Here is an 18,174-nt window from a genome sequence, read left to right as displayed (position 1 = left end):
GTCATCTCACCGGGCCGACGAACCCGCGTCCGGCGACGAACCGGCACTTCTCTGGGAGGCTGACGTCATGGCAAACGAACAGTCGACCCCGTTGGATCCCGCCGCCCGGCGCTTCGCCGCCCTGCGCGGCGCGGAGCGCCTGCTCTCGGGACCGCGGCCGCGCAGCATCGCGGAGCGGCTCGCCGAACTGTCCGGGGAGGCCGGGCACGCGGCGTACGACCTGGACGGGCGCCCCGACATGTACGGCGACGGGATCGTGGCCGCGCTGGAGGAGCGGGTGGCCGCACTGCTCGGCATGGAGGCGGCCGCGTTCTTCCCCACCGGGACGATGGCGCAGCAGGTCGCGCTGCGCTGCTGGGCCGAGCGGACCGGCAACCCGCTGGTGGCGATGCACCCGCTCGCCCACCCGGAGGTGCACGAGCGGCACGCCTTCGCGCAGCTGAGCGGTCTGCGCAGCGTGTGGCCGACGCAGGAGCCGCGGCTGCCCAGCGCCGAGGAGGTGGCCGGCTGCGACGAGCCCTTCGGCACGCTGATGCTGGAGCTGCCGCTGCGCGACGCCGGCTTCGTGCTGCCGAGCTGGGACGAGCTGAGCGCCGTCGTCGAGGCGACGCGCGAGCGGGACGCGGTGGTGCACTTCGACGGCGCGCGGCTGTGGGAGACGACGGCTCACTTCGGGCGCACGCTGCCGGAGATCGCCGAGCTGGCGGACTCCGTCTACGTCTCCTTCTACAAGACCCTCGGCGGTGTCAGCGGCGCCGCGCTGGCCGGTCCGGCGGAGTTCGTCGCGCAGGCGAAGGCGTGGCGGCACCGGTACGGCGGCCAGCTGTGGCAGCAGTGGCCCGCGGCGCTGTCGGCGCTGGTCGGGCTGGACCAGGAGCTGCCGCGGCTGGACGCGTACATCGCGCATGCCAAGGTGGTCGCGAAGGCGCTGGCCGCGGTGCCGGGCAGCCGGGTGCACCCGGGCGTTCCGCAGACGCACCAGTTCCAGTACTGGCTCCCCTACGCGGCCGAGGCGCTGCACGAGACGACGCTGCGTCAGGCGGAGGAGACCAAGCGGGCGCTGTTCGCCGGCTGGCGCGCCTCGCCGGTCCCCGGCTACGCGTTCACCGAGATCACCGTGATGACTCCGGCGCTGGAGTGGTCGCCGGAGGAGATCGAGGACGCACTCGGGGAGTTCTTGAAGATGCTGCGTTAGGCGGCGGTCGTCAGCGGGACGCGCGGACCAGGCCGGTCTCGTAGGCGAGGACCACGGCCTGGACGCGGTCGCGCAGGTCCAGCTTGGTGAGGATGCGGCCGACGTGCGTCTTGACGGTGGCCTCGGACAGGCCCAGGCGTTCGGCGATCTCGCCGTTGGACAGGCCCTGGGCCACCAGCAGCAGGACCTCGCGCTCGCGGTCGGTCAGCCGCTCCAGCTCGGGGGTGAGCTTGGGCTCGGCCGCGGCCGGCAGCACGGCGGTGAAGCGGTCGATCATGCGGCGGGTCGTCGTCGGCGCGACGACGGCCTCGCCGCTGCTGACCGCGCGGATCGCGGCGACCAGCTCGACCGGCGGGACGTCCTTGAGCAGGAAGCCGCTGGCCCCCGCCTTGAGCGCGGAGAAGGCGTACTCGTCCAGGTCGAAGGTGGTCAGGATGAGCACCTTGGGCTGCGAGGCCAGCTCGGTGGCCGGGTCGCAGATGCGGCGGGTGGCCTCGACGCCGTCCAGGCGGGGCATCCGCACGTCCATCAGCACCACGTCGACCTCGACGGCAGCCAGGACCTCCAGCGCCTGGGCGCCGTCGCCGGCCTCTGCGACGATCTCGATGTCCGGCTGGGACTGCAGCACCATGCGGAAGCCGGTGCGCAGCAGCTCCTGGTCGTCGACGAGCATGATCCGGACGGTCACGCGGGTGCTCCCTTACGAGTCTGGGTGGTGGGCTAGCGGGCGGAGCCGAGCGGCAGCACGGCCTCGATGCGGAAGCCGCCGCCGACCCGGGGACCGGCGTCGAGGCTGCCGCCGACCATGCCGACGCGCTCCCGCATGCCGATCAGACCATGACCGAAGCCGTCCTCGCCGCCCGTGGTGACCAGTTCGGCGCTGGCGCCGCGGCCGTCGTCCTCGATGACCATGGCCAGGTCGCTGTCCTGGAAGCGCATCCGGACGGTGGCGCTGGCCTGCGGACCGCCGTGCTTGCGGGCGTTGGTCAGCGCCTCCTGCACGATCCGATAGGCCGTCAGCTCGACGCCGCGCGGCAGCGGGCGCGGGTCGCCCTCGACGCTGAAGTCGACCGGGAGACCGGCGCTGCGGACCTGCTCCAGCAGGTCCGGCAGCTGCTCGACGCCCGGCTGCGGCACGTACTCGCCGGTGGTCTCCTCGCTGCGCAGCAGGCCCAGCAGGCGGCGCATCTCGGCGAGCGCCTGACGGCCGGTGGCGGCGATCGTGCCGAGGGCCTCCTTGGCCTGGTCAGGCGCGGCGTCCATGACGTAGGAGGCGCCGTCGGCCTGGACGATCATCACCGAGACGTTGTGGGCGACGACGTCGTGCAGCTCCCGCGCGATCCGGGCACGCTCGGCGGCGACGGCCACCTTGGCCTGGGCGTCACGCTCGCGCTCCAGCCGGGCGGCGCGGTCCTCCAGCTCCAGGTAGTAGGCGCGGCGGATGCTGGTGAACCGGCCCAGCACCCAGCTGAGCACGAACGGCGTGGAGGCGACGACGGAGAAGAACATGGTCGACGGCTTGTCGATCCAGGCGTCGGAGAAGGCCACGAACGCCAGGGGCCCGGAGACCAGGCCCAGGGCCAGGGCGGCGCGGGAGGTCCACTTGTTGCCGAACGCGGCCGCGCCGTAGCCGAGGACCAGCAGGGCCATGTCGGAGACGTAGACGTTGTGCGCGAGCCCGAGCTGGAGGAAGGCGAGCAGGGCGCCCGCCCACAGCGCGAAGTCCGGGTAGCGCCGCCGCAACGCCACCAGCGTGCAGAGCGCGAGCGCGAGCAGCACCTGGCCGGGGCTGCGTTCGGCGAGTGACTCCAGCAGCGACAGCAGGAACAGCAGCACGGCCCACAAGGTGTCGGACACCAGGGGGCGGCTGCGGAACCAGCTGTAGAGGAGTTGCACGCTTCCAGGTTAGGCAGCGCCGAGGGGCCCGCCCTCCGTCGGCGGAGTGAGTCCGCTCTCCTCCGGAAGTCGGAGTTGGTTGCCGGGGCCAATCGTTCGTCGCGGTGAGGGGACAGCTCCGTTCGTCGGGGGTGGCGGCGGCCACGGCCCTGGGCTGGGAGGGTGGGCGCATGAGCTATCTGCCCTGGCGGGACGCCATGGACCGGGCCCTGTACGACCCTGAGGGGTTCTTCGTGCGCGAAGGCTCCGGACCGGCCGCGCACTTCCGCACCTCCGTGCACGCCTCCCCGCTCTTCGCGCGGGCCCTGCTGCGGTTGACCCGGCGGGTGGACGAGGGGCTGGGCCGTCCGGAGCAGCTGACCGTCTGCGACGTCGGCGCGGGCCGCGCCGAGCTGCTCGTCGCGCTCGGCACGCAGGCCCGGGCGGAGGTGCCGGAGCTGGCGGACCGGCTGCGGCTGGTCGCCGTGGAACGCGCCGCCCGTCCGGACACCCTGCCCACCTGGGTGACGTGGACGGACCGGATCGAGCCGGTGCCGGCGGGGCTGCTCTTCGCGAACGAGTGGCTGGACAACGTCCCCTGCGAGGTCGCCGAGCTGGACGAGGCCGGCACCGCCCGCTACGTCCTGGTCGATCCCGCGACCGGCGCGGAGCGCCCGGGCGAGCCGCTGGACGCCGAGGACGCGGCGTGGCTGGCGGCGCAGTACCCGGACGGGTGGGAACGGGCGGAGCTCGGGCGGTGGCGGGACGCCGCCTGGGCCGAGGCGGTCGCCGCCGTCGGCGACGGGCTGGCCGTGGCCGTCGACTACGCGCACACCCGCGAGGACCGGCCGGTGTTCGGCACGCTCACCGGCTACCGGCAGGGACGGCAGGTGGACCCCGTCCCGGACGGCTCCTGCGACCTGACCGCGCACGTCGCCCTCGACTCCTGCCTGCGCGCCGCCGCGCGGGCGAACCCGCGCGTCACCCACAGCCTGTGGACGACGCAGCGCGCCGCGCTGCACGAGCTCGGCGTCAGCGGCGCCCGCCCGCCGCTGACACTCGCGTCCAGCGATCCGGCCGGGTACGTCCGCGCCCTGGCGGGCGCCGGGGAGGCGGCGGAGCTGACGGCCCTCGGCGGACTGGGGTCGTTCCTGTGGGGCGTCCAGGCTGTGGGATCGCTGCGAATGGGGTGGCCACCGGGATGGCAGACTCTGGTGTCATGACGGAGACGACGGTCGGCATCGGGGCGGGCGCGGGCCTGGCGGGCAGCGGCACCGAGCTGGGCACCAGCGACATGGTGCTGAACATCGGCCCGCAGCACCCCAGCACCCACGGCGTGCTCCGGCTGCGCCTGCGCCTGGACGGCGAGCGCATCAGCGAGGCCGAGCCGATCATCGGCTACATGCACCGCGGCGCGGAGAAGCTCTTCGAGGCCCGCGACTACCGGCAGATCATCATGCTGGCCAACCGGCACGACTGGCTCTCCGCCTTCGCCAACGAGCTCGGCGTCGTCCTCTCCGTCGAGCGGATGCTCGGCATGGAGGTCCCCGAGCGCGCGACGTGGACGCGGACGCTGCTGGCCGAGCTGAACCGGGTGCTCAACCACCTGATGTTCCTCGGCTCCTACCCGCTGGAGCTGGGCGGGATCACCCCGATCTTCCACGCCTTCGACGAGCGCGAGCGGCTCCAGTCGGTGCTGGAGGAGGCCTCCGGCGGCCGCATGCACTACATGTTCAACCGCGTCGGCGGCCTGAAGGAGGACCTGCCGGCCGGGTGGTACGAGCGGGTGCGCGGGGCTGTGGCCGCGGTCCGGTCCCGGGCCGAGGTCTTCGACCGGCTGGTCACGGGCAACGAGATCTTCCGCGCCCGCACGGCGGGGGTGGGCGTGCTCGCCCCCGAGCTGGTCCACGCCTACGGCCTCAGCGGCCCGATCGCCCGCGGCTCCGGCGTCGACTTCGACCTGCGCCGCGACGAGCCGTACCTCGCCTACGGCGAGCTCACCGACGTCCTGCGGGTCCCGGTCCGTCAGAGCGGCGACTGCCTGGCCCGCTTCGAGGTCCTGCTGGAGCAGCTCCACGTCAGCCTGGACCTGGCCGACGCGTGCCTGGACCGCGTCACGGGGCTCCCGCAGGGGCCGGTGAACGTGCGGCTGCCGAAGGTCCTGAAGGCGCCGGAGGGCGCGACGTACACGTGGACCGAGAACCCGCTGGGCATCAACGGCTACTACCTGGTCTCCCGCGGCGACAAGACGCCGTGGCGGCTGAAGCTGCGCTCCGCGTCCTTCAACAACCTGCAGGTGCTGAGCGAGATCCTGCCGGGCACGCTGGTCCCGGACATGGTGGCGATCCTGGGGTCGATGTTCTTCGTCGTGGGTGACGTCGACAAGTAGTCACCCTCAGCCCAGGGGCGCGGGGCGCCCCTGGCGGGCTGCAACCGGCTCAGACGGCGCGGACGGCGCGGACGTCGATGGGCTCGGTCTCGTCCTCGGCGGTGAGGTCGACGATGGCGTGCTCGGTGCGCTCGTGGGCGTGGGTCGGGAGGACCGACGGGGCCTCGGGCGCGGCCACGTAGCGGGCCTGGGCCTCGACCGCCTCCTCGCCGACGACGTCGGCGGTGTCCGCGCCGAGCTGGTGGCCGATCGCGGCCTCCTGGCGGGAGAAGAAGTTGAAGGCACCCGTCGTGCGCGCCGTGCCCTGGCGCGGCAGCGCGGGCGGCGGGACGGCGGCGGCCGGACGCAGCGGCGGGAGGGCCGCGCGGGCCCAGGCCGGCGCCGCGGCCGCTGCGGGCTGCGCGGAGGGCTGCATGTAGGGCGCGACCAGCCCGCGCTCCCGGGTGGCCGTACGGGCGGGCAGCGCGGCCTCGACGGCCTTCTCGGACGGGGCCGGCGCCTGCGGCGCATCGAGGTCCACGGCCGGCTCGGCCGGCTCCGCCACCGTGGCTGCCGTGCTCGGCTCGGCCCCGGCCTGCTCGGCCTGCTTGGCCGGCTTGGCCGGCTTGGCGAAGAACGAGCCCGCGGCAGCGTCCTCCTGACGCTTCTTCGGCTCGGCCTCCACCACCCGCTCGACGGCGGTCTCCGCCGCCCGCACGGCGGGGACCGCGGGGAGGGCGGGCTGACGCAGGCTCAGGGTGCGGCCGGACTCGGCCTGCTCAGCCTGCCGCTCCAGCGAGCGCAGCGCGTTCGCGGCCTTGAGGTACGCCGTGGGCGTCGGGCGGACGCCGCGCTTCGCGGCCTCCAGGGCCTGGACGGCGTCCGCGTCGCGCAGGGCCTGCTCCGCCGCGACGCGGGCGCGGTCGCGCAGCAGTTGGGCGTGCGCGGCCTCAGCGTGGGCAAGCTGGCTGCGCTGGGCCAGGACGCGCCGCTCCAGGCGCTTGACCTGTTCCTCGGCGACCTCGGCCTGGTACTCGAGCTCGGCGACCCGCTCCTCGAAGCGGGCCTCGTCGCGTCCGCGCGCGGCCTGTTCGGAGACGAGGGCGGCCTGCACGGCGCTCTCACGCTGGCGCAGCAGAACCGAGGCGGCGACGGCGCCGACGCTGACGGCCGCCACCAGGATCCGCAGCACACCCGGGCTACTGGTCAGCAGCGCCGCGGCGAGCGCGGCGACGGCCAGGACCGCACTGGCGAGCGAGGGGAGCGCCCGGCCCAGGCGCGAGGCTTGACGGTGGCGACCACGAGACATGGCCAGAAATCTAGCGTGATCGTCCGACTTATGTCAGGCGAGGGGTCAAGAACACCCTTGACAGATCAAAATCACGTGCCTTACCGGCGCTGAACGGACCGCTCGTGGTCCTGGTCCTCGTCCTCCGGCAGCCGGCAGATGTGCTGCAGCCAGAGCCCGGCCGCCATCACCGCGACGCCCGCGAGGACGGCGAACAGCGCCGTCAGCGCCTGGCTCTGGCGGGCCGGGGACGCACCGGACAGGGTGATCAGGAAGACGCCCATGCCGCCGTAGACGCCCGTCACCAGCGCCGCGACCAGCGCGCTGGCCTGGCCCAGCACCAGGGCCCGGGCAGCGAACAGCGGGTCCACGGCCTTCGCCTCGGGCCGGCGCTCGCGCTGGGCCGCCAGGCGGCCGCGCAGCATGATCGCGGCGGCGGCCAGCACCACCGCGATCACGGCGAGCACGATCGGGGCCGCGGCCGGAACACCCGGCAGCGAACCCACGGAGTTCCACAGCCGGGCGCCCGCCCAGGACAGCACCCCGGCGACGAGCGTGGTCACGGCCAGCACGAGCGGGCGAAGCGGCTTCACAGCGGTCCCTCCAAGCAGGATCTGCTCCACCGTACCCGGACGGGCGGGCCTGCCCTACCCGGAAGGGTGACCGCGCGTCAGCGCGGCAGGTGGAGGGTGAGGTCCGCGCGGCGGCGGACGCCCTCCTCGCCGACGACGGCGAGCAGCGCGGCGACCGGGCCGCGGCCCGGCAGCTCCGCCTCCGGGTCGGCGTCGTGCCACGGGGCGAGCACGAAGCCGCGCTCGTGGGCCCGCGGGTGCGGCAGGACCAACTCGGGGACGTCCTGCTCGACGCCCTCGTAGGCGACGATGTCGACGTCCAGGGTGCGCGGCCCCCAGCGGACCTCGCGGACGCGCCCGAAGGCGTCCTCGATGGCGTTGGCGCGCTCGAGCAGCGACTGCGGCGGCAGGGTGGTCTTCAGCACCAGCACGGCGTTGAGGTAGGCGGGCTGCCCCTCGGGGCCGCCGACGCCGTCGGTCTCGAAGACCCCGGAGACGGCCTTGACCCGGACGCCAGGGGTGTCCTCCAGCGCGTCCACGGCGCCCTGGAGCGTCTCCAGGCGGTTGCCGAGGTTGCTGCCGAGGGCGATGACCGCGCGGCGCGGGTTGTGCAGGGTGGTGTCGGCCGAGTCGACCGCCTCCTTGATCTGGGGCGGCACCGGCGTGGCGATGGGATCGGGAGACATGGGGCTCATCCGCGACTCCGAACGATAGTGATGGTGACGTCGTCGAACGGGACGGTGATCGGCGCGTCGGGCTTGTGCACGACGACCTCCACCTCCTGCACGGCGGCGTGGGTGAGGCACTGGTCGGCGATGCGCTGCGCGAGGGTCTCGATCAGATCGACCGGATCGCCGGTGACGATGCCCACGACCTCCTCGGCGATGACGCCGTAGTGGGCCGTCGCCTCCAGGTCGTCGCCGGAGGCGGCAGGGCGGGTGTCGAGCCCGAGGACCACGTCGACCACGAACGTCTGGCCGAGCTCGCGCTCACGCGGGAAGACGCCGTGGTGACCGCGGGCACGCAGGCCCTTGATCGCGATTCGGTCGAGCATGTTGCGAACTCCCAAGGTCCGGCTCTCCAACTGCGTACCGGTACGGCGTACCGGGGCGGACGCACGCGGGAGCGGCGCAGGCATCGTTGCCCACGGGCACCAAGCTACCTTGCAATACTGACAATCCCGCACGGCACCCTTTTGATTCCCAGGCGCCCACACCTTCACCGGATGTGCCCGAAAAGATCACCCTTCCTCGTCGTCACCGCCGGTCAGCACCGGTGAGCCGTGGTGCGACCAGAGCCGCCAGCCGTCACCCGTCCGCCGGAACAGGTTCGTGGCGACCACCTTTCCCCCGACCAGGGGACCGAGCTCCCCCTCCTCCTCGGCGTCGCCGCTGGAGAGGATGTTCTCGGTGCAGGTGACGAGCGCCACGTCCCCGAGGACCTCGACCTCGACGTCGGTGAGGAAGAACTGGATGTAGTCGGTGTGGGCCATGATCAGCGCGTAGGAGCGCAGCACCGAGGCCCGGCCGCGCAGCACCGGCCAGCCCGGGTGCACGCAGACGCAGCCGTGCACGTCGTCCGCGTCGGCGCCGGAGACCCACGCGTCGGTGAGCGCGTCCAGGTCGCCCGCCTCCAGGGCCGCGTACAGGGCGCCGTTGGCTTCCAGGACCGCGGCGGTCTCGGCCTCGCCGCCGCGCGGCACGCCCGTCACCGCTCGCCCCGCGCGCCGCGCAGCGCCGCCTCGACGCGGACGGCGTCCGCCGTGGCGCCCACCTCGTGCACCCGCACGGCCCAGGCCCCGGCCGAGGCGGCCAGCGCGGAGACCGCGGCCGTCGCGGCGTCGCGCTCGCGCGCCGGACGCAGCTCGCCGGTGCGCTCGTCGGCCAGCAGCGTGCCGAGGAAGCGCTTGCGCGAGGCGGCGACCAGGAGCGGGTGCCCGAGCCGGCTCCACGCGTCCAGACGGGCCAGCAGCGCCCAGTCGTCCTCGCGCGTCTTGGCGAAGCCGAGCCCCGGGTCGACGATCAGCTGTCCGGGCCGGACGCCCGCCGTGACCACGGCCTCGGTCTGCGCCTCGACCTCGGCGACGACCTCGCGGACCACGTCCTCGTAGCGGGCGAGCGCGTCCATCTCCGTCGACTGGCCGCGCCAGTGCATCACCACAAAGGGGACACCCGTCTCGGCCGCCACCTTGACCATGTTCGCGTCGGCCCGGCCGCCGCTCACGTCGTTGATCACCCTCGCCCCGGCGGCGACGGACGCCTCGGCGACGGCGGCCCGCATCGTGTCCACGCTCACGACCACGCCGGCGGCGGTGAGACCGGTGATCACCGGGATGACGCGCCGGAGCTCCTCCTCCTCGGTGACCCGCCTGGCCCCCGGCCGGGTGGACTCCCCGCCCACGTCGACCAGGTCCGCGCCCTGACGCGTGAGCTCGATGCCGTGCGCGATGGCCTTGTCGGGGTCGAGCCACAGGCCGCCGTCCGAGAAGGAGTCGGGGGTCACGTTCACGATGCCCATGACCCCGCAGCGGCCCCAGTCGGGCAGTCCGGGAAGGTGTCGGTGCGGAGTCTCCATGGCCCGATTATCCCGCCGGGGGAAGTCACACCACCCCAGGGGCGCGGGACTCCGCGGATCAGCGGCTCCGCCGCGGGGCGCGGGCAACCACTGACGACCGGATGGCCCTGCGCGTTCGGGGCTCTCCCTGCGTGGGCGGGGGCATCTCCGGGCCGAAGGCTGGGGGAGAAACCGCCCAGAGCCCCGCGCCCCCCGGGGTTACCCCTGCGCCGGAATCGTGATCGGCGCGTTCGGCTCCGGAGCCGCCTTCTGGAAGCGGCGCAGCGCCTTCGGGAGCTCCATCACCAGGAACGCCTCCGCCTGCAGCGCCGCGATCCCGATGCGCGGCAGATCGGTGCTGCTCGGGTAGACCAGGAACCGCGGCTCCCAGATCGGCCGGAACTTCGCGTTGAACTTGTACAGCGACTCGATCTGGAACCACCGCGACAGGAAGACCAGCAGTCCGCGCCACGCGCGCAGCACCGGCCCCGCGCCGATGCGCTCGCCGCGCGCCAGCGCCGAGCGGAACATCGCGAAGTTCAGCGAGACGCGGTTCACACCCAGCTCGGGGCAGGCCTGCAGCGCCTTGACGATCAGCAGCTCGTTCAGGCCCGGGTCGGCGTCGCGGTCGCGGCGCATCAGGTCCAGCGAGATGCCGTCCTTGCCCCACGGCACGAAGTGCAGCACCGCGCGGATGTCCGAGGTCCCCTCGGGGGCGCCCTCGATCGCCTTGTGGGCGGTCACGACCACGCAGCCCTCGTCGCGGATGTCGCCGAAGCGGCCCAGCGCCATGGAGAAGCCGCGCTCGGTCTCGGTGCCGCGCCAGGCGTCCGCAGCGTTGCGGATCGCGTCGCGCTCGCGCGCATCGAGGTCCTCGACACGCCGCACGCGGCACTCGTAGCCGGCCCGCTCGATGCGCTTGACCATCTGGCGGACGTTGCGCATCGCGCGGCCCTCCAGGGTGAAGTCCGCGACCTCGACGATCGCCTCGTCGCCGATCTCCAGCGCGTCCAGGCCGGCCTCGCGGGTCCAGACCTCGCCGCCCTGCTCGCTGCAACCCATGACGGCCGGGACCCAGGCGTGCTTGTGGGCCTCCTCCATGAAGACCTTGATCGCACCGGGCCAGGCCTCGACGTCGCCGATCGGGTCGCCGGAGGCGAGCATCACGCCCGAGACGACGCGGTAGGCGATGGCCGCCTTGCCGGTCGGCGAGAAGAGCACGCTCTTGTCGCGGCGCAGCGCGAAGTAGCCGAGGGAGTCACGGGCCCCGTGCTTGCTCAGCAGCTCGCGCACGCGCTGCTCCTCGGAGGCGTCCAGCACCGCGAACGGCTTGGACGGGCGCAGCGCCAGCCAGATCGTGCTGACGGCGGTGAAGAAGCCGAGGCCGGCCAGCGAGTAGTAGACCAGGTCGCCGGTGCGGGGGGTGCTGTAGTGGATCGGGCCGCCGATGCCGACCAGGCCCCAGAAGACCTCCCAGAACCGCTCGCGCAGCGACGGGTTGCCGACGGTGGTCTTCGCGTGGGCACTCACGATGATCATGCCGAGGCCGAAGCTCAGCGTGAGCATCACCACGAAGTTGGCTGCCGCGCGCCAGCGGGTGCGCGGGTCGGAGAGGGCGTAGAACTCGCGGTGGTTGAGCAGCAGCACGATCCACACCACGAGGGTGATCACCGCGGTGGGGGTGTGGTGCCAGCGCAGCAGTTCCACCGCGAAGCCGATCGGCAGCAGCACCGCGACCGCACGGAAGGCGCGCGCCTTACGCCGGCGCAGCGCGTGCGCCAGCATGATCAGGACGATGCCGATGACGATGGAGAGCGCGGTCGCCACGGTGGTGACGGTGCCCGGCAGCAGTGAGGCGAGCTGGTGCATCTTGCTGTCGCGGATGTGCGGGGCGACACCGGCGACGATGTCGAACAGGCCGATCAGCGCGGTGGCGTAGCCGACAGCTCGTGGCACCCATGGGCGGGAGACCTTCGGGATCGGCAGGCCCTTGCGGGTCGTCGGTCGCTCGGTGGCCACGGGTTCACTCATGGGAGGACAGCGTAGACGCACTGGTAAGGACTTGGTCCCACCCGTGCGGCCCCCAGTGATGAACCGGGCATGAATGGATCACACATACGACTTTTGATGCTGCTTCTCAGGTAACGCTCAGGCATGCTGGTAGGTCGGACCCGGGCCACCACCCTCGGGCCCGCCCGCGCCGGTACCCCGGAGCGGGACGCAGGCACGAAGGCATAGGCAACGGGGAATGGGACTCACCAGCAAGAAACTGGAGCTGCTCATCGCGCTCCTGGCGCTCGCGAGCTTCGTCGGCACGGTCTACCTCTGGCCGCGGCTGAGCGGGCGGAACTGGAAGTCCGTCCTCGGGCGCGTGGGCACGCTGCTGCTGAGCCAGGTGCTGAGCCTGATGGCGCTGGCGCTGGTCGCGAACAACTGGGGCGGGTTCTACAGCTCCTTCAGCGACCTCTTCGGCACCGACCAGGGCCCGACCCCGAGCATCGTCGACCACACCAAGCCGACCTCGGACGGCCACGGCGGCGGCAGCGTCAGCATCCAGAACACCAAGCCGGTGGCCCTTCAGCTGGGCGGCGGCGCGGCGGGCGCGAGCGGCGGCACCGTCTCGGAGGTCACCATCCACGGTGGCACGACCAACCTGACCGAGGACGGCTACGTCTACCTCCCGGCGGCCTACAAGGACCCGGCGTACAAGAACAAGAAGTTCCCGGTGGTGGTGGTGTTCACCGGGTACCCGGGCACGCCGGAGAACCTGATCTCACGGATGAAGTACCCGACGATCGCCGCGCAGTCGATCTACCAGAAGAAGATGCCGCCCACGGTCATGGTGCTGCTGCGGCCCTCCGTGGCGATGCCGCGGGACAACGAGTGCCAGGACATACCCGGCGGCCCGCAGGCGCAGACCTTCTTCTCCAAGGACCTGCCGAACGCCATGGCCTCGGCCTACAACATCTCCACCGACGGCAAGGCGTGGGGCGTCATCGGCGACTCCACCGGCGGCTACTGCGCGCTCTCGCTGGCCATGCGCGAGCCGAACTCCTTCGGTGCGGCGGCCTCCCTCTCCGGCTACTACAAGGCCGCCGAGGACTCCACCACCGGTGACCTGTTCGGCGGCAGCCAGGACCTGCGCAACCAGGCCGACCTGATGTGGCGGGTCAAGAACCTCCCGGCCGTCCCGGTCTCGCTGCTGGTCACCAGCAGCAAGACGGAGGCCGACTACAAGGCCACCCAGGCCTTCATCAAGGCGGTCGAGTCCAAGCCGCCGTTCCAGATCTCCTCGCTCTACCTGCAGAGCGGCGGCCACAACTTCAACACCTGGAACCAGGAGACGCCGCTGGCGCTGCCCTGGGTCGCGAGCAAGCTGAGCGTCCCCGGCAACGCGAACGCGTGACGCCGCTCCCGTTCCCCACCGTCCGTCGTTGAACCGGACGACGGTCGGGCGGAACGGGAACGGGGATCGGGCGGATGGAGCTGACCAGCGGGGCGCTGCTCTGGACGGTGGTCTCACTCACCGTGCTGGTCACGGGGGCGACGGCGTGGCTGTGGCCGCGCCTGGCCGGGAACGGCTGGCTGCGCCTCCTGGCCCGGCTGGGCGTGCTGCTGACGGCGCAGGTCGGCACGGTGCTCGTCGCGGCACTGCTGATCAACGGCTACGGCGACTTCTACCCCACCTGGGACGACCTGCTCGGCAGCGACCAGCAGGTCACCTTCGGCACCCCCACGGGCGGCGCGGCGGACGCGCTCCCGGCGTCGCCCTCGGGCTCGCGCCTGGTGCGCCCCGACGGCCCCTCCCCCGCGTTCCTGCCGGGCGCCCGCACGTCCGTCGGCTCCCTCACCAGCGTCCGCGTCCTGGGCCCGCGCACGGGCCTGCACCAGCAGGCCTACGTCTACCTGCCCCCGCAGTACTTCCAGCCGGCGTACGCGCGCACCCGCTTCCCGGTGCTGGTGATGATGACCGGCTTTCCCGGCACCATCGCGACCACGCTGGGCCGGCTCGACCCACCCCGGCAGGCCGCACGCCTGATCGCCGAGGGACGGATGCAGCCGACGGTGCTCGTCCTGGTCTCCCAGAACGTCGCGCTCCCGCGCGACACCAACTGCGTCGACGCGGTGGGCGGGCCGCAGGTGGAGACGTTCTTCACCGAGGAACTGCCGACCGCTCTGCGCGGCGCGTACCGGCTCTCGCCGGACCCGGACGCCTGGGCGGTGGAGGGCTACTCCGAGGGCGGCACGTGCGCCCTGGCATTCGGCCTGCGGCACCCGTCCGTCTACGGCGTGGTCGCCGATCTGGGCGGCGACTACGGCCTCTACGAGAACCGGCAGACGGGCACGCTCTTCGGCCCTCCCGGGCCCGACCGCGACCGCCTGCTCCAGGAGGCGGACTTCGGCTGGCGCCTCACCCACCTGCCTCAGCCCGCGATCCGCGTGCTGCTGGGCACCGCGGTCAAGGACCGCGACTACCCGGCGACGAAGCGTTTCCTCTCCGAGGTCCGCGCGCCCCTGCGCGCGACCCCCCTGCTCCTGCGGACCGGCGGCCACAATTTCGGCACCTGGGCCGTGGAACAGGGCCCGATGCTGGAATGGATCAGCGCCCAGCTGTCGCACTGACGCCCTGTGGCACCACCTCAGGGCCGCGAGGAACTGCGCGACAAGCCACCGGCGTGCGGATGGTCCCCACTGAACAGGGCCATCCGCACAGGGTGGTTTCTCGCGCAGTTCCTCGCGCCCCTGGAGGTGCAACTACCGCCCGATGATCAAGGACATGGCCTCGGCGCGGGTCTTGCCGTCGCGGAGTTGGCCGCGGACCGCGGAGGTCATGGTCTTGGCGCCGGGCTTGCGGATGCCGCGCACCGACATGCACATGTGCTCCGCCTCGACCACGACGATCACGCCGCGCGCCTCGAGGATCCGCATCAGCGAGTCCGCGATCTGCGTCGTCAGACGCTCCTGCACCTGCGGCCGCCGCGCGAACACGTCCACCAGGCGGGCCAGCTTCGACAGGCCGGTGATCTTGCCGTTCTCGGCCGGGATGTAGCCGACGTGCGCCACGCCGTGGAACGGGAGCAGGTGGTGCTCGCAGCAGGAGACCAGCTCGATGTCCTTGACCAGGACCAGCTCGTCGTGGCCGAGGTCGAAGACGGTGGTGAGGACGTCCTCCGGCTGCTGGTAGAGGCCGGCGAAGATCTCCCGGTACGCGCGCGCCACGCGCGCCGGGGTGTCGCGCAGGCCCTCGCGCTCCGGGTCCTCCCCGACCGCGATGAGGAGCTCGCGAACCGCGTCCTCCGCACGCTTCTGGTCGAACTCGCGGACGGCTCCGGCCGAACCCTCGACGGTCACCGGATCGATCATGTGAAGAGCTCCTCAGCAGCGAGTACGACAAAAGCAAAAGAACGCTGCCCCCAGGCTAAAGCCTCGAGGCAGCGTCCTTCATCCGATCAACGCGTCAGTTGATCACAGCTCCGGCTGGTCCAGCGGGGACGGCGAGACGTCCAGCGGGCCCACGGTGTCGGAGACACCGTTGGTCAGCGCCAGCTCGCGCGGCGACTGCACCGGCGGGCGGGTGGACGGGGTCCGTCGCGGCGAGCCGGTCCACGCGGGACGCGGCGGGCGCTTGACGATCGGGGCGAAGATCTCGGCGAGCTGCTCCTTGTTCAGGGTCTCCTTGTCGAGGAGCTCCAGGACCAGGTTGTCCAGCACGTCGCGGTTCTCGACCAGGATCTCCCACGCCTCGTTGTGGGCGTTCTCGATCAGCTTCTTGACCTCCTCGTCCACCAGGGCGGCGACCTCTTCCGAGTAGTCGCGCTGGTGGCCCATCTCGCGGCCCAGGAAGGGCTCGGAGGCGTCGGTCCCGAACTTGATCGCGCCGAGGCGCTCGGTCATGCCGTACTGCGTGACCATGGCCCGGGCCGTGGCGGTCGCCTTCTCGATGTCGTTCGACGCGCCGGTGGTCGGGTCGTGGAAGACCAGCTCCTCCGCCGCGCGTCCGCCCATCATGTAGCCGAGCTGGTCGAGCATCTCGTTGCGGGTGGTCGAGTACTTGTCCTCGTCCGGCAGCACCATCGTGTAACCGAGGGCGCGGCCGCGGGAGAGGATCGTGACCTTGTGCACCGGGTCGCTGTTCGGCGAGGCCGCCGCGACCAGGGCGTGACCGCCCTCGTGGTACGCGGTGATCTTCTTCTCCTTGTCGGACATGATCCGCGTGCGCTTCTGCGGACCCGCCACGACGCGGTCGATCGCCTCGTCCAGGGTGTTGTTGTCGATCAGCTTCTTGTCACCGCGGGCGGTGAGCAGTGCGGCCTCGTTCAGGACGTTGCTGAGGTCGGCACCGGTGAAGCCGGGGGTGCGACGGGCGACGGCCATCAGGTCGACGTCCGGGGCGACCGGCTTGCCCTTCTGGTGGACCTTCAGGATCTCCAGACGGCCGACCAGGTCGGGACGGTCGACGGCGATCTGCCGGTCGAAACGGCCCGGGCGCAGCAGCGCCGGGTCGAGGATGTCGGGACGGTTGGTCGCCGCGATCAGGATCACGCCGCCCTTCACGTCGAAGCCGTCCATCTCGACCAGCAGCTGGTTGAGGGTCTGCTCGCGCTCGTCGTGACCGCCGCCGAGGCCGGCGCCGCGGTGGCGGCCGACCGCGTCGATCTCGTCGACGAAGACGATGGCCGGGGCGTTCGCCTTGGCCTGCTCGAACAGGTCGCGGACACGGCTGGCGCCGACACCCACGAACATCTCGACGAAGTCGGAGCCCGAGATCGAGTAGAACGGCACACCCGCCTCGCCGGCCACGGCACGGGCCAGCAGGGTCTTACCGGTTCCGGGCGGGCCGTAGAGCAGCACACCCTTGGGGATCTTGGCCCCGACGGCCTGGAACTTGGCCGGCTCCTGCAGGAACTCCTTGATCTCCTGGAGCTCCTCCACCGCCTCGTCAGCGCCCGCGACGTCCGCGAAGGTCGTCTTCGGGGTGTCCTTGGTGATCAGCTTGGCCTTGGACTTGCCGAACTGCATCACCCGGGAGCCGCCGCCCTGCATCTGGTTCATCAGCAGCAGGAACACACCGACGATCAGAACGAACGGCAGCAGCGAGATCAGAATGCTGAAGAACGCGTTCTGCTTGTCCACCTTGACGGTGTAGCTGCCCAGCTTGCCGTCGTTGACGGCCGTCTGGAGATCGGTCTGCAGCGTCGCCGCGAACTGGTCGGAGGCGTAGGGAGCCTGGATCATGTCCGTGCCGTCGACGGTCTGGCCGGTCTTCAGCTGAACCTTGATCATCTGGCTGTCGCCGGTCGTGACCTGGACTGACTGGGCCTTGCTCGCGTTGATCGCGCTGATGACCGCGCTGGTGTCCTCGGTCTTGTAGCCCTGGGCCGAAGACACCACCTGCATCAGCACGACGATGGCGAGGACGGCGAGCACAATCCACATCACCGGCGCACGGAAGTATCGCTTCACGTCCATCCATGCGGGGCGACCACGGCCGCCCCGTCCCTCCTGCCACTAAGTGCGGCACCTACGGCCTCGCGACCGGCGGTGCGTCCTATGTCTGTGTTTGTCCTCGACCGTCCCGATAGGAACAGCGAATAATTGGACGGTACCGCAGCCATTCTCCATGTGAACGGTTGCGTTCCCGTGTCAAACGGCTCTTCCCAGGGTCCAACGGAGGGAAACCGAGCACTGTTCCCACCGGACCGGAGCAATCAGCCGCCGTAGACGTGCGGGGCGAGCGTGCCGACGAAAGGCAGGTTGCGGTACTTCTCCGCGTAGTCCAGCCCGTAGCCGACGACGAACTCGTTGGGGATGTCGAAACCGACGTAGCGCACGTCGATCGACACCTTGGCCGCGTCCGGCTTGCGCAGCAGCGTGCAGACCTCGAGCGAGGCCGGGTTGCGCGACTGCAGGTTGCTGAGCAGCCAGGACAGCGTCAGACCGGAGTCGATGATGTCCTCGACGATCAGCACGTGGCGACCGGAGATGTCGGTGTCCAGGTCCTTGAGGATGCGGACCACGCCGGAGGACTTGGTGCCCATCCCGTAGGAGGAGACCGCCATCCAGTCCATGGTCACGTCGGAGTGCAGGGTCCGGGCCAGGTCGGCCATCACCATGACGGCGCCCTTCAGCACGCCCACGATGAGCAGATCCTCGCCCGCGTAGTCGCGGTCGATCTGCGCGCCGAGCTCGGCCAGCTTGGCGTCGATCTCGTCCTTGCTGATGAGCACCTTGGCAAGGTCGGTGCCCATGTCCTTCTCGTCCACCCGCGCTACTTCCTCGAAGCTGGATTCCCGCAGAGTCGTCGTCCGTCGTCCCTGCGCGT

The 18,174-nt window shown here is 71.7% G+C and carries 17 protein-coding genes; 5 read left to right on the top strand and 12 right to left on the bottom strand.

Annotated elements, in window-relative coordinates:
* Nucleotides 1–67 precede the first annotated feature (67 nt).
* Complete coding sequence (locus ABH931_RS17595; RefSeq protein WP_370114237.1) at nt 68–1,195, top strand: low specificity L-threonine aldolase; 1,128 nt, start codon at nt 68–70, stop codon at nt 1,193–1,195.
* Between the two features lie 10 nt (nt 1,196–1,205).
* On the opposite strand, the gene ABH931_RS17590 is transcribed toward ABH931_RS17595, so the two are convergent.
* Complete coding sequence (locus ABH931_RS17590; protein ID WP_370114235.1) at nt 1,206–1,883, bottom strand: response regulator; 678 nt, start codon at nt 1,881–1,883, stop codon at nt 1,206–1,208.
* A 32-nt stretch (nt 1,884–1,915) separates the two neighbouring features.
* A complete protein-coding gene (locus tag ABH931_RS17585) occupies nt 1,916–3,091 on the bottom strand; it encodes a sensor histidine kinase (RefSeq protein ID WP_370114233.1) in 1,176 nt (391 codons plus the stop codon).
* 170 nt (nt 3,092–3,261) lie between these two features.
* On the opposite strand from ABH931_RS17585, the gene ABH931_RS17580 reads away from it, so the two are divergent.
* The gene (locus ABH931_RS17580; RefSeq protein WP_370114231.1) at nt 3,262–4,293 is read left to right on the top strand and encodes an SAM-dependent methyltransferase; all 1,032 of its coding nucleotides are present in this window, start codon (nt 3,262–3,264) and stop codon (nt 4,291–4,293) included.
* Complete coding sequence (locus ABH931_RS17575) at nt 4,290–5,459, top strand: NADH-quinone oxidoreductase subunit D (protein WP_370114229.1); 1,170 nt, start codon at nt 4,290–4,292, stop codon at nt 5,457–5,459. The genes ABH931_RS17580 and ABH931_RS17575 overlap by 4 nt, the downstream gene beginning before the upstream one ends.
* A 49-nt stretch (nt 5,460–5,508) precedes the next feature.
* Here the strand turns inward: ABH931_RS17575 and ABH931_RS17570 are convergent, their stop codons facing one another.
* The 7 genes from ABH931_RS17570 to ABH931_RS17540 form a co-directional block, all read right to left on the bottom strand.
* Complete coding sequence (locus tag ABH931_RS17570) at nt 5,509–6,747, bottom strand: hypothetical protein (RefSeq protein WP_370114228.1); 1,239 nt, start codon at nt 6,745–6,747, stop codon at nt 5,509–5,511.
* Between the two features lie 80 nt (nt 6,748–6,827).
* Entirely contained in the window at nt 6,828–7,319 is a 492-nt protein-coding gene (locus ABH931_RS17565; protein WP_370114226.1) for a DUF3180 domain-containing protein, read from the bottom strand.
* Between the two features lie 77 nt (nt 7,320–7,396).
* Nucleotides 7,397–7,984: a 2-amino-4-hydroxy-6-hydroxymethyldihydropteridine diphosphokinase gene (gene folK, locus ABH931_RS17560; RefSeq protein ID WP_370114224.1), complete on the bottom strand. Its 588-nt coding sequence runs from the start codon at nt 7,982–7,984 to the stop codon at nt 7,397–7,399.
* A 5-nt stretch (nt 7,985–7,989) separates the two neighbouring features.
* Nucleotides 7,990–8,352: a dihydroneopterin aldolase gene (folB, locus tag ABH931_RS17555; protein WP_370114222.1), complete on the bottom strand. Its 363-nt coding sequence runs from the start codon at nt 8,350–8,352 to the stop codon at nt 7,990–7,992.
* A gap of 186 nt (nt 8,353–8,538) precedes the next feature.
* Nucleotides 8,539–9,009: a nuclear transport factor 2 family protein gene (locus tag ABH931_RS17550; RefSeq protein ID WP_370114220.1), complete on the bottom strand. Its 471-nt coding sequence runs from the start codon at nt 9,007–9,009 to the stop codon at nt 8,539–8,541.
* Entirely contained in the window at nt 9,006–9,872 is an 867-nt protein-coding gene (gene folP, locus ABH931_RS17545; protein ID WP_370114218.1) for a dihydropteroate synthase, read from the bottom strand. The genes ABH931_RS17550 and folP overlap by 4 nt, the downstream gene beginning before the upstream one ends.
* Before the next feature lie 198 nt (nt 9,873–10,070).
* A complete protein-coding gene (locus ABH931_RS17540; RefSeq protein WP_370114216.1) occupies nt 10,071–11,882 on the bottom strand; it encodes a phosphatidylglycerol lysyltransferase domain-containing protein in 1,812 nt (603 codons plus the stop codon).
* Nucleotides 11,883–12,099: 217 nt separating this feature from the next.
* On the opposite strand from ABH931_RS17540, the gene ABH931_RS17535 reads away from it, so the two are divergent.
* Both ABH931_RS17535 and ABH931_RS17530 read left to right on the top strand, forming a co-directional pair.
* Entirely contained in the window at nt 12,100–13,257 is a 1,158-nt protein-coding gene (locus ABH931_RS17535; protein WP_370114214.1) for an alpha/beta hydrolase, read from the top strand.
* A 74-nt stretch (nt 13,258–13,331) separates the two neighbouring features.
* The gene (locus tag ABH931_RS17530) at nt 13,332–14,474 is read left to right on the top strand and encodes an alpha/beta hydrolase (protein WP_370114212.1); all 1,143 of its coding nucleotides are present in this window, start codon (nt 13,332–13,334) and stop codon (nt 14,472–14,474) included.
* A gap of 132 nt (nt 14,475–14,606) precedes the next feature.
* Here ABH931_RS17530 and folE read toward each other — a convergent pair whose 3' ends face one another.
* The 3 genes from folE to hpt form a co-directional block, all read right to left on the bottom strand.
* On the bottom strand, nt 14,607–15,215 hold the full coding sequence (gene folE, locus ABH931_RS17525) for a GTP cyclohydrolase I FolE (protein WP_370114210.1): 609 nt from the start codon (nt 15,213–15,215) through the stop codon (nt 14,607–14,609).
* A 102-nt stretch (nt 15,216–15,317) separates the two neighbouring features.
* Nucleotides 15,318–17,321 carry an ATP-dependent zinc metalloprotease FtsH gene (gene ftsH, locus ABH931_RS17520; RefSeq protein WP_370114208.1) on the bottom strand — a complete coding sequence of 668 codons (2,004 nt, stop codon included), beginning with the start codon at nt 17,319–17,321 and terminating at the stop codon, nt 15,318–15,320.
* A 239-nt stretch (nt 17,322–17,560) separates the two neighbouring features.
* Entirely contained in the window at nt 17,561–18,115 is a 555-nt protein-coding gene (hpt, locus tag ABH931_RS17515) for a hypoxanthine phosphoribosyltransferase (protein WP_370114206.1), read from the bottom strand.
* Between the last annotated feature and the right edge of the window lie 59 nt (nt 18,116–18,174).

The sequence above is a fragment of the Streptacidiphilus sp. MAP12-33 genome (assembly GCF_041261265.1).
Classification (GTDB): domain Bacteria; phylum Actinomycetota; class Actinomycetes; order Streptomycetales; family Streptomycetaceae; genus Streptacidiphilus.
The sequence above is the reverse complement of the archived record's forward strand: the minus strand, read 5'-3'. Positions and strand labels throughout refer to the sequence as shown.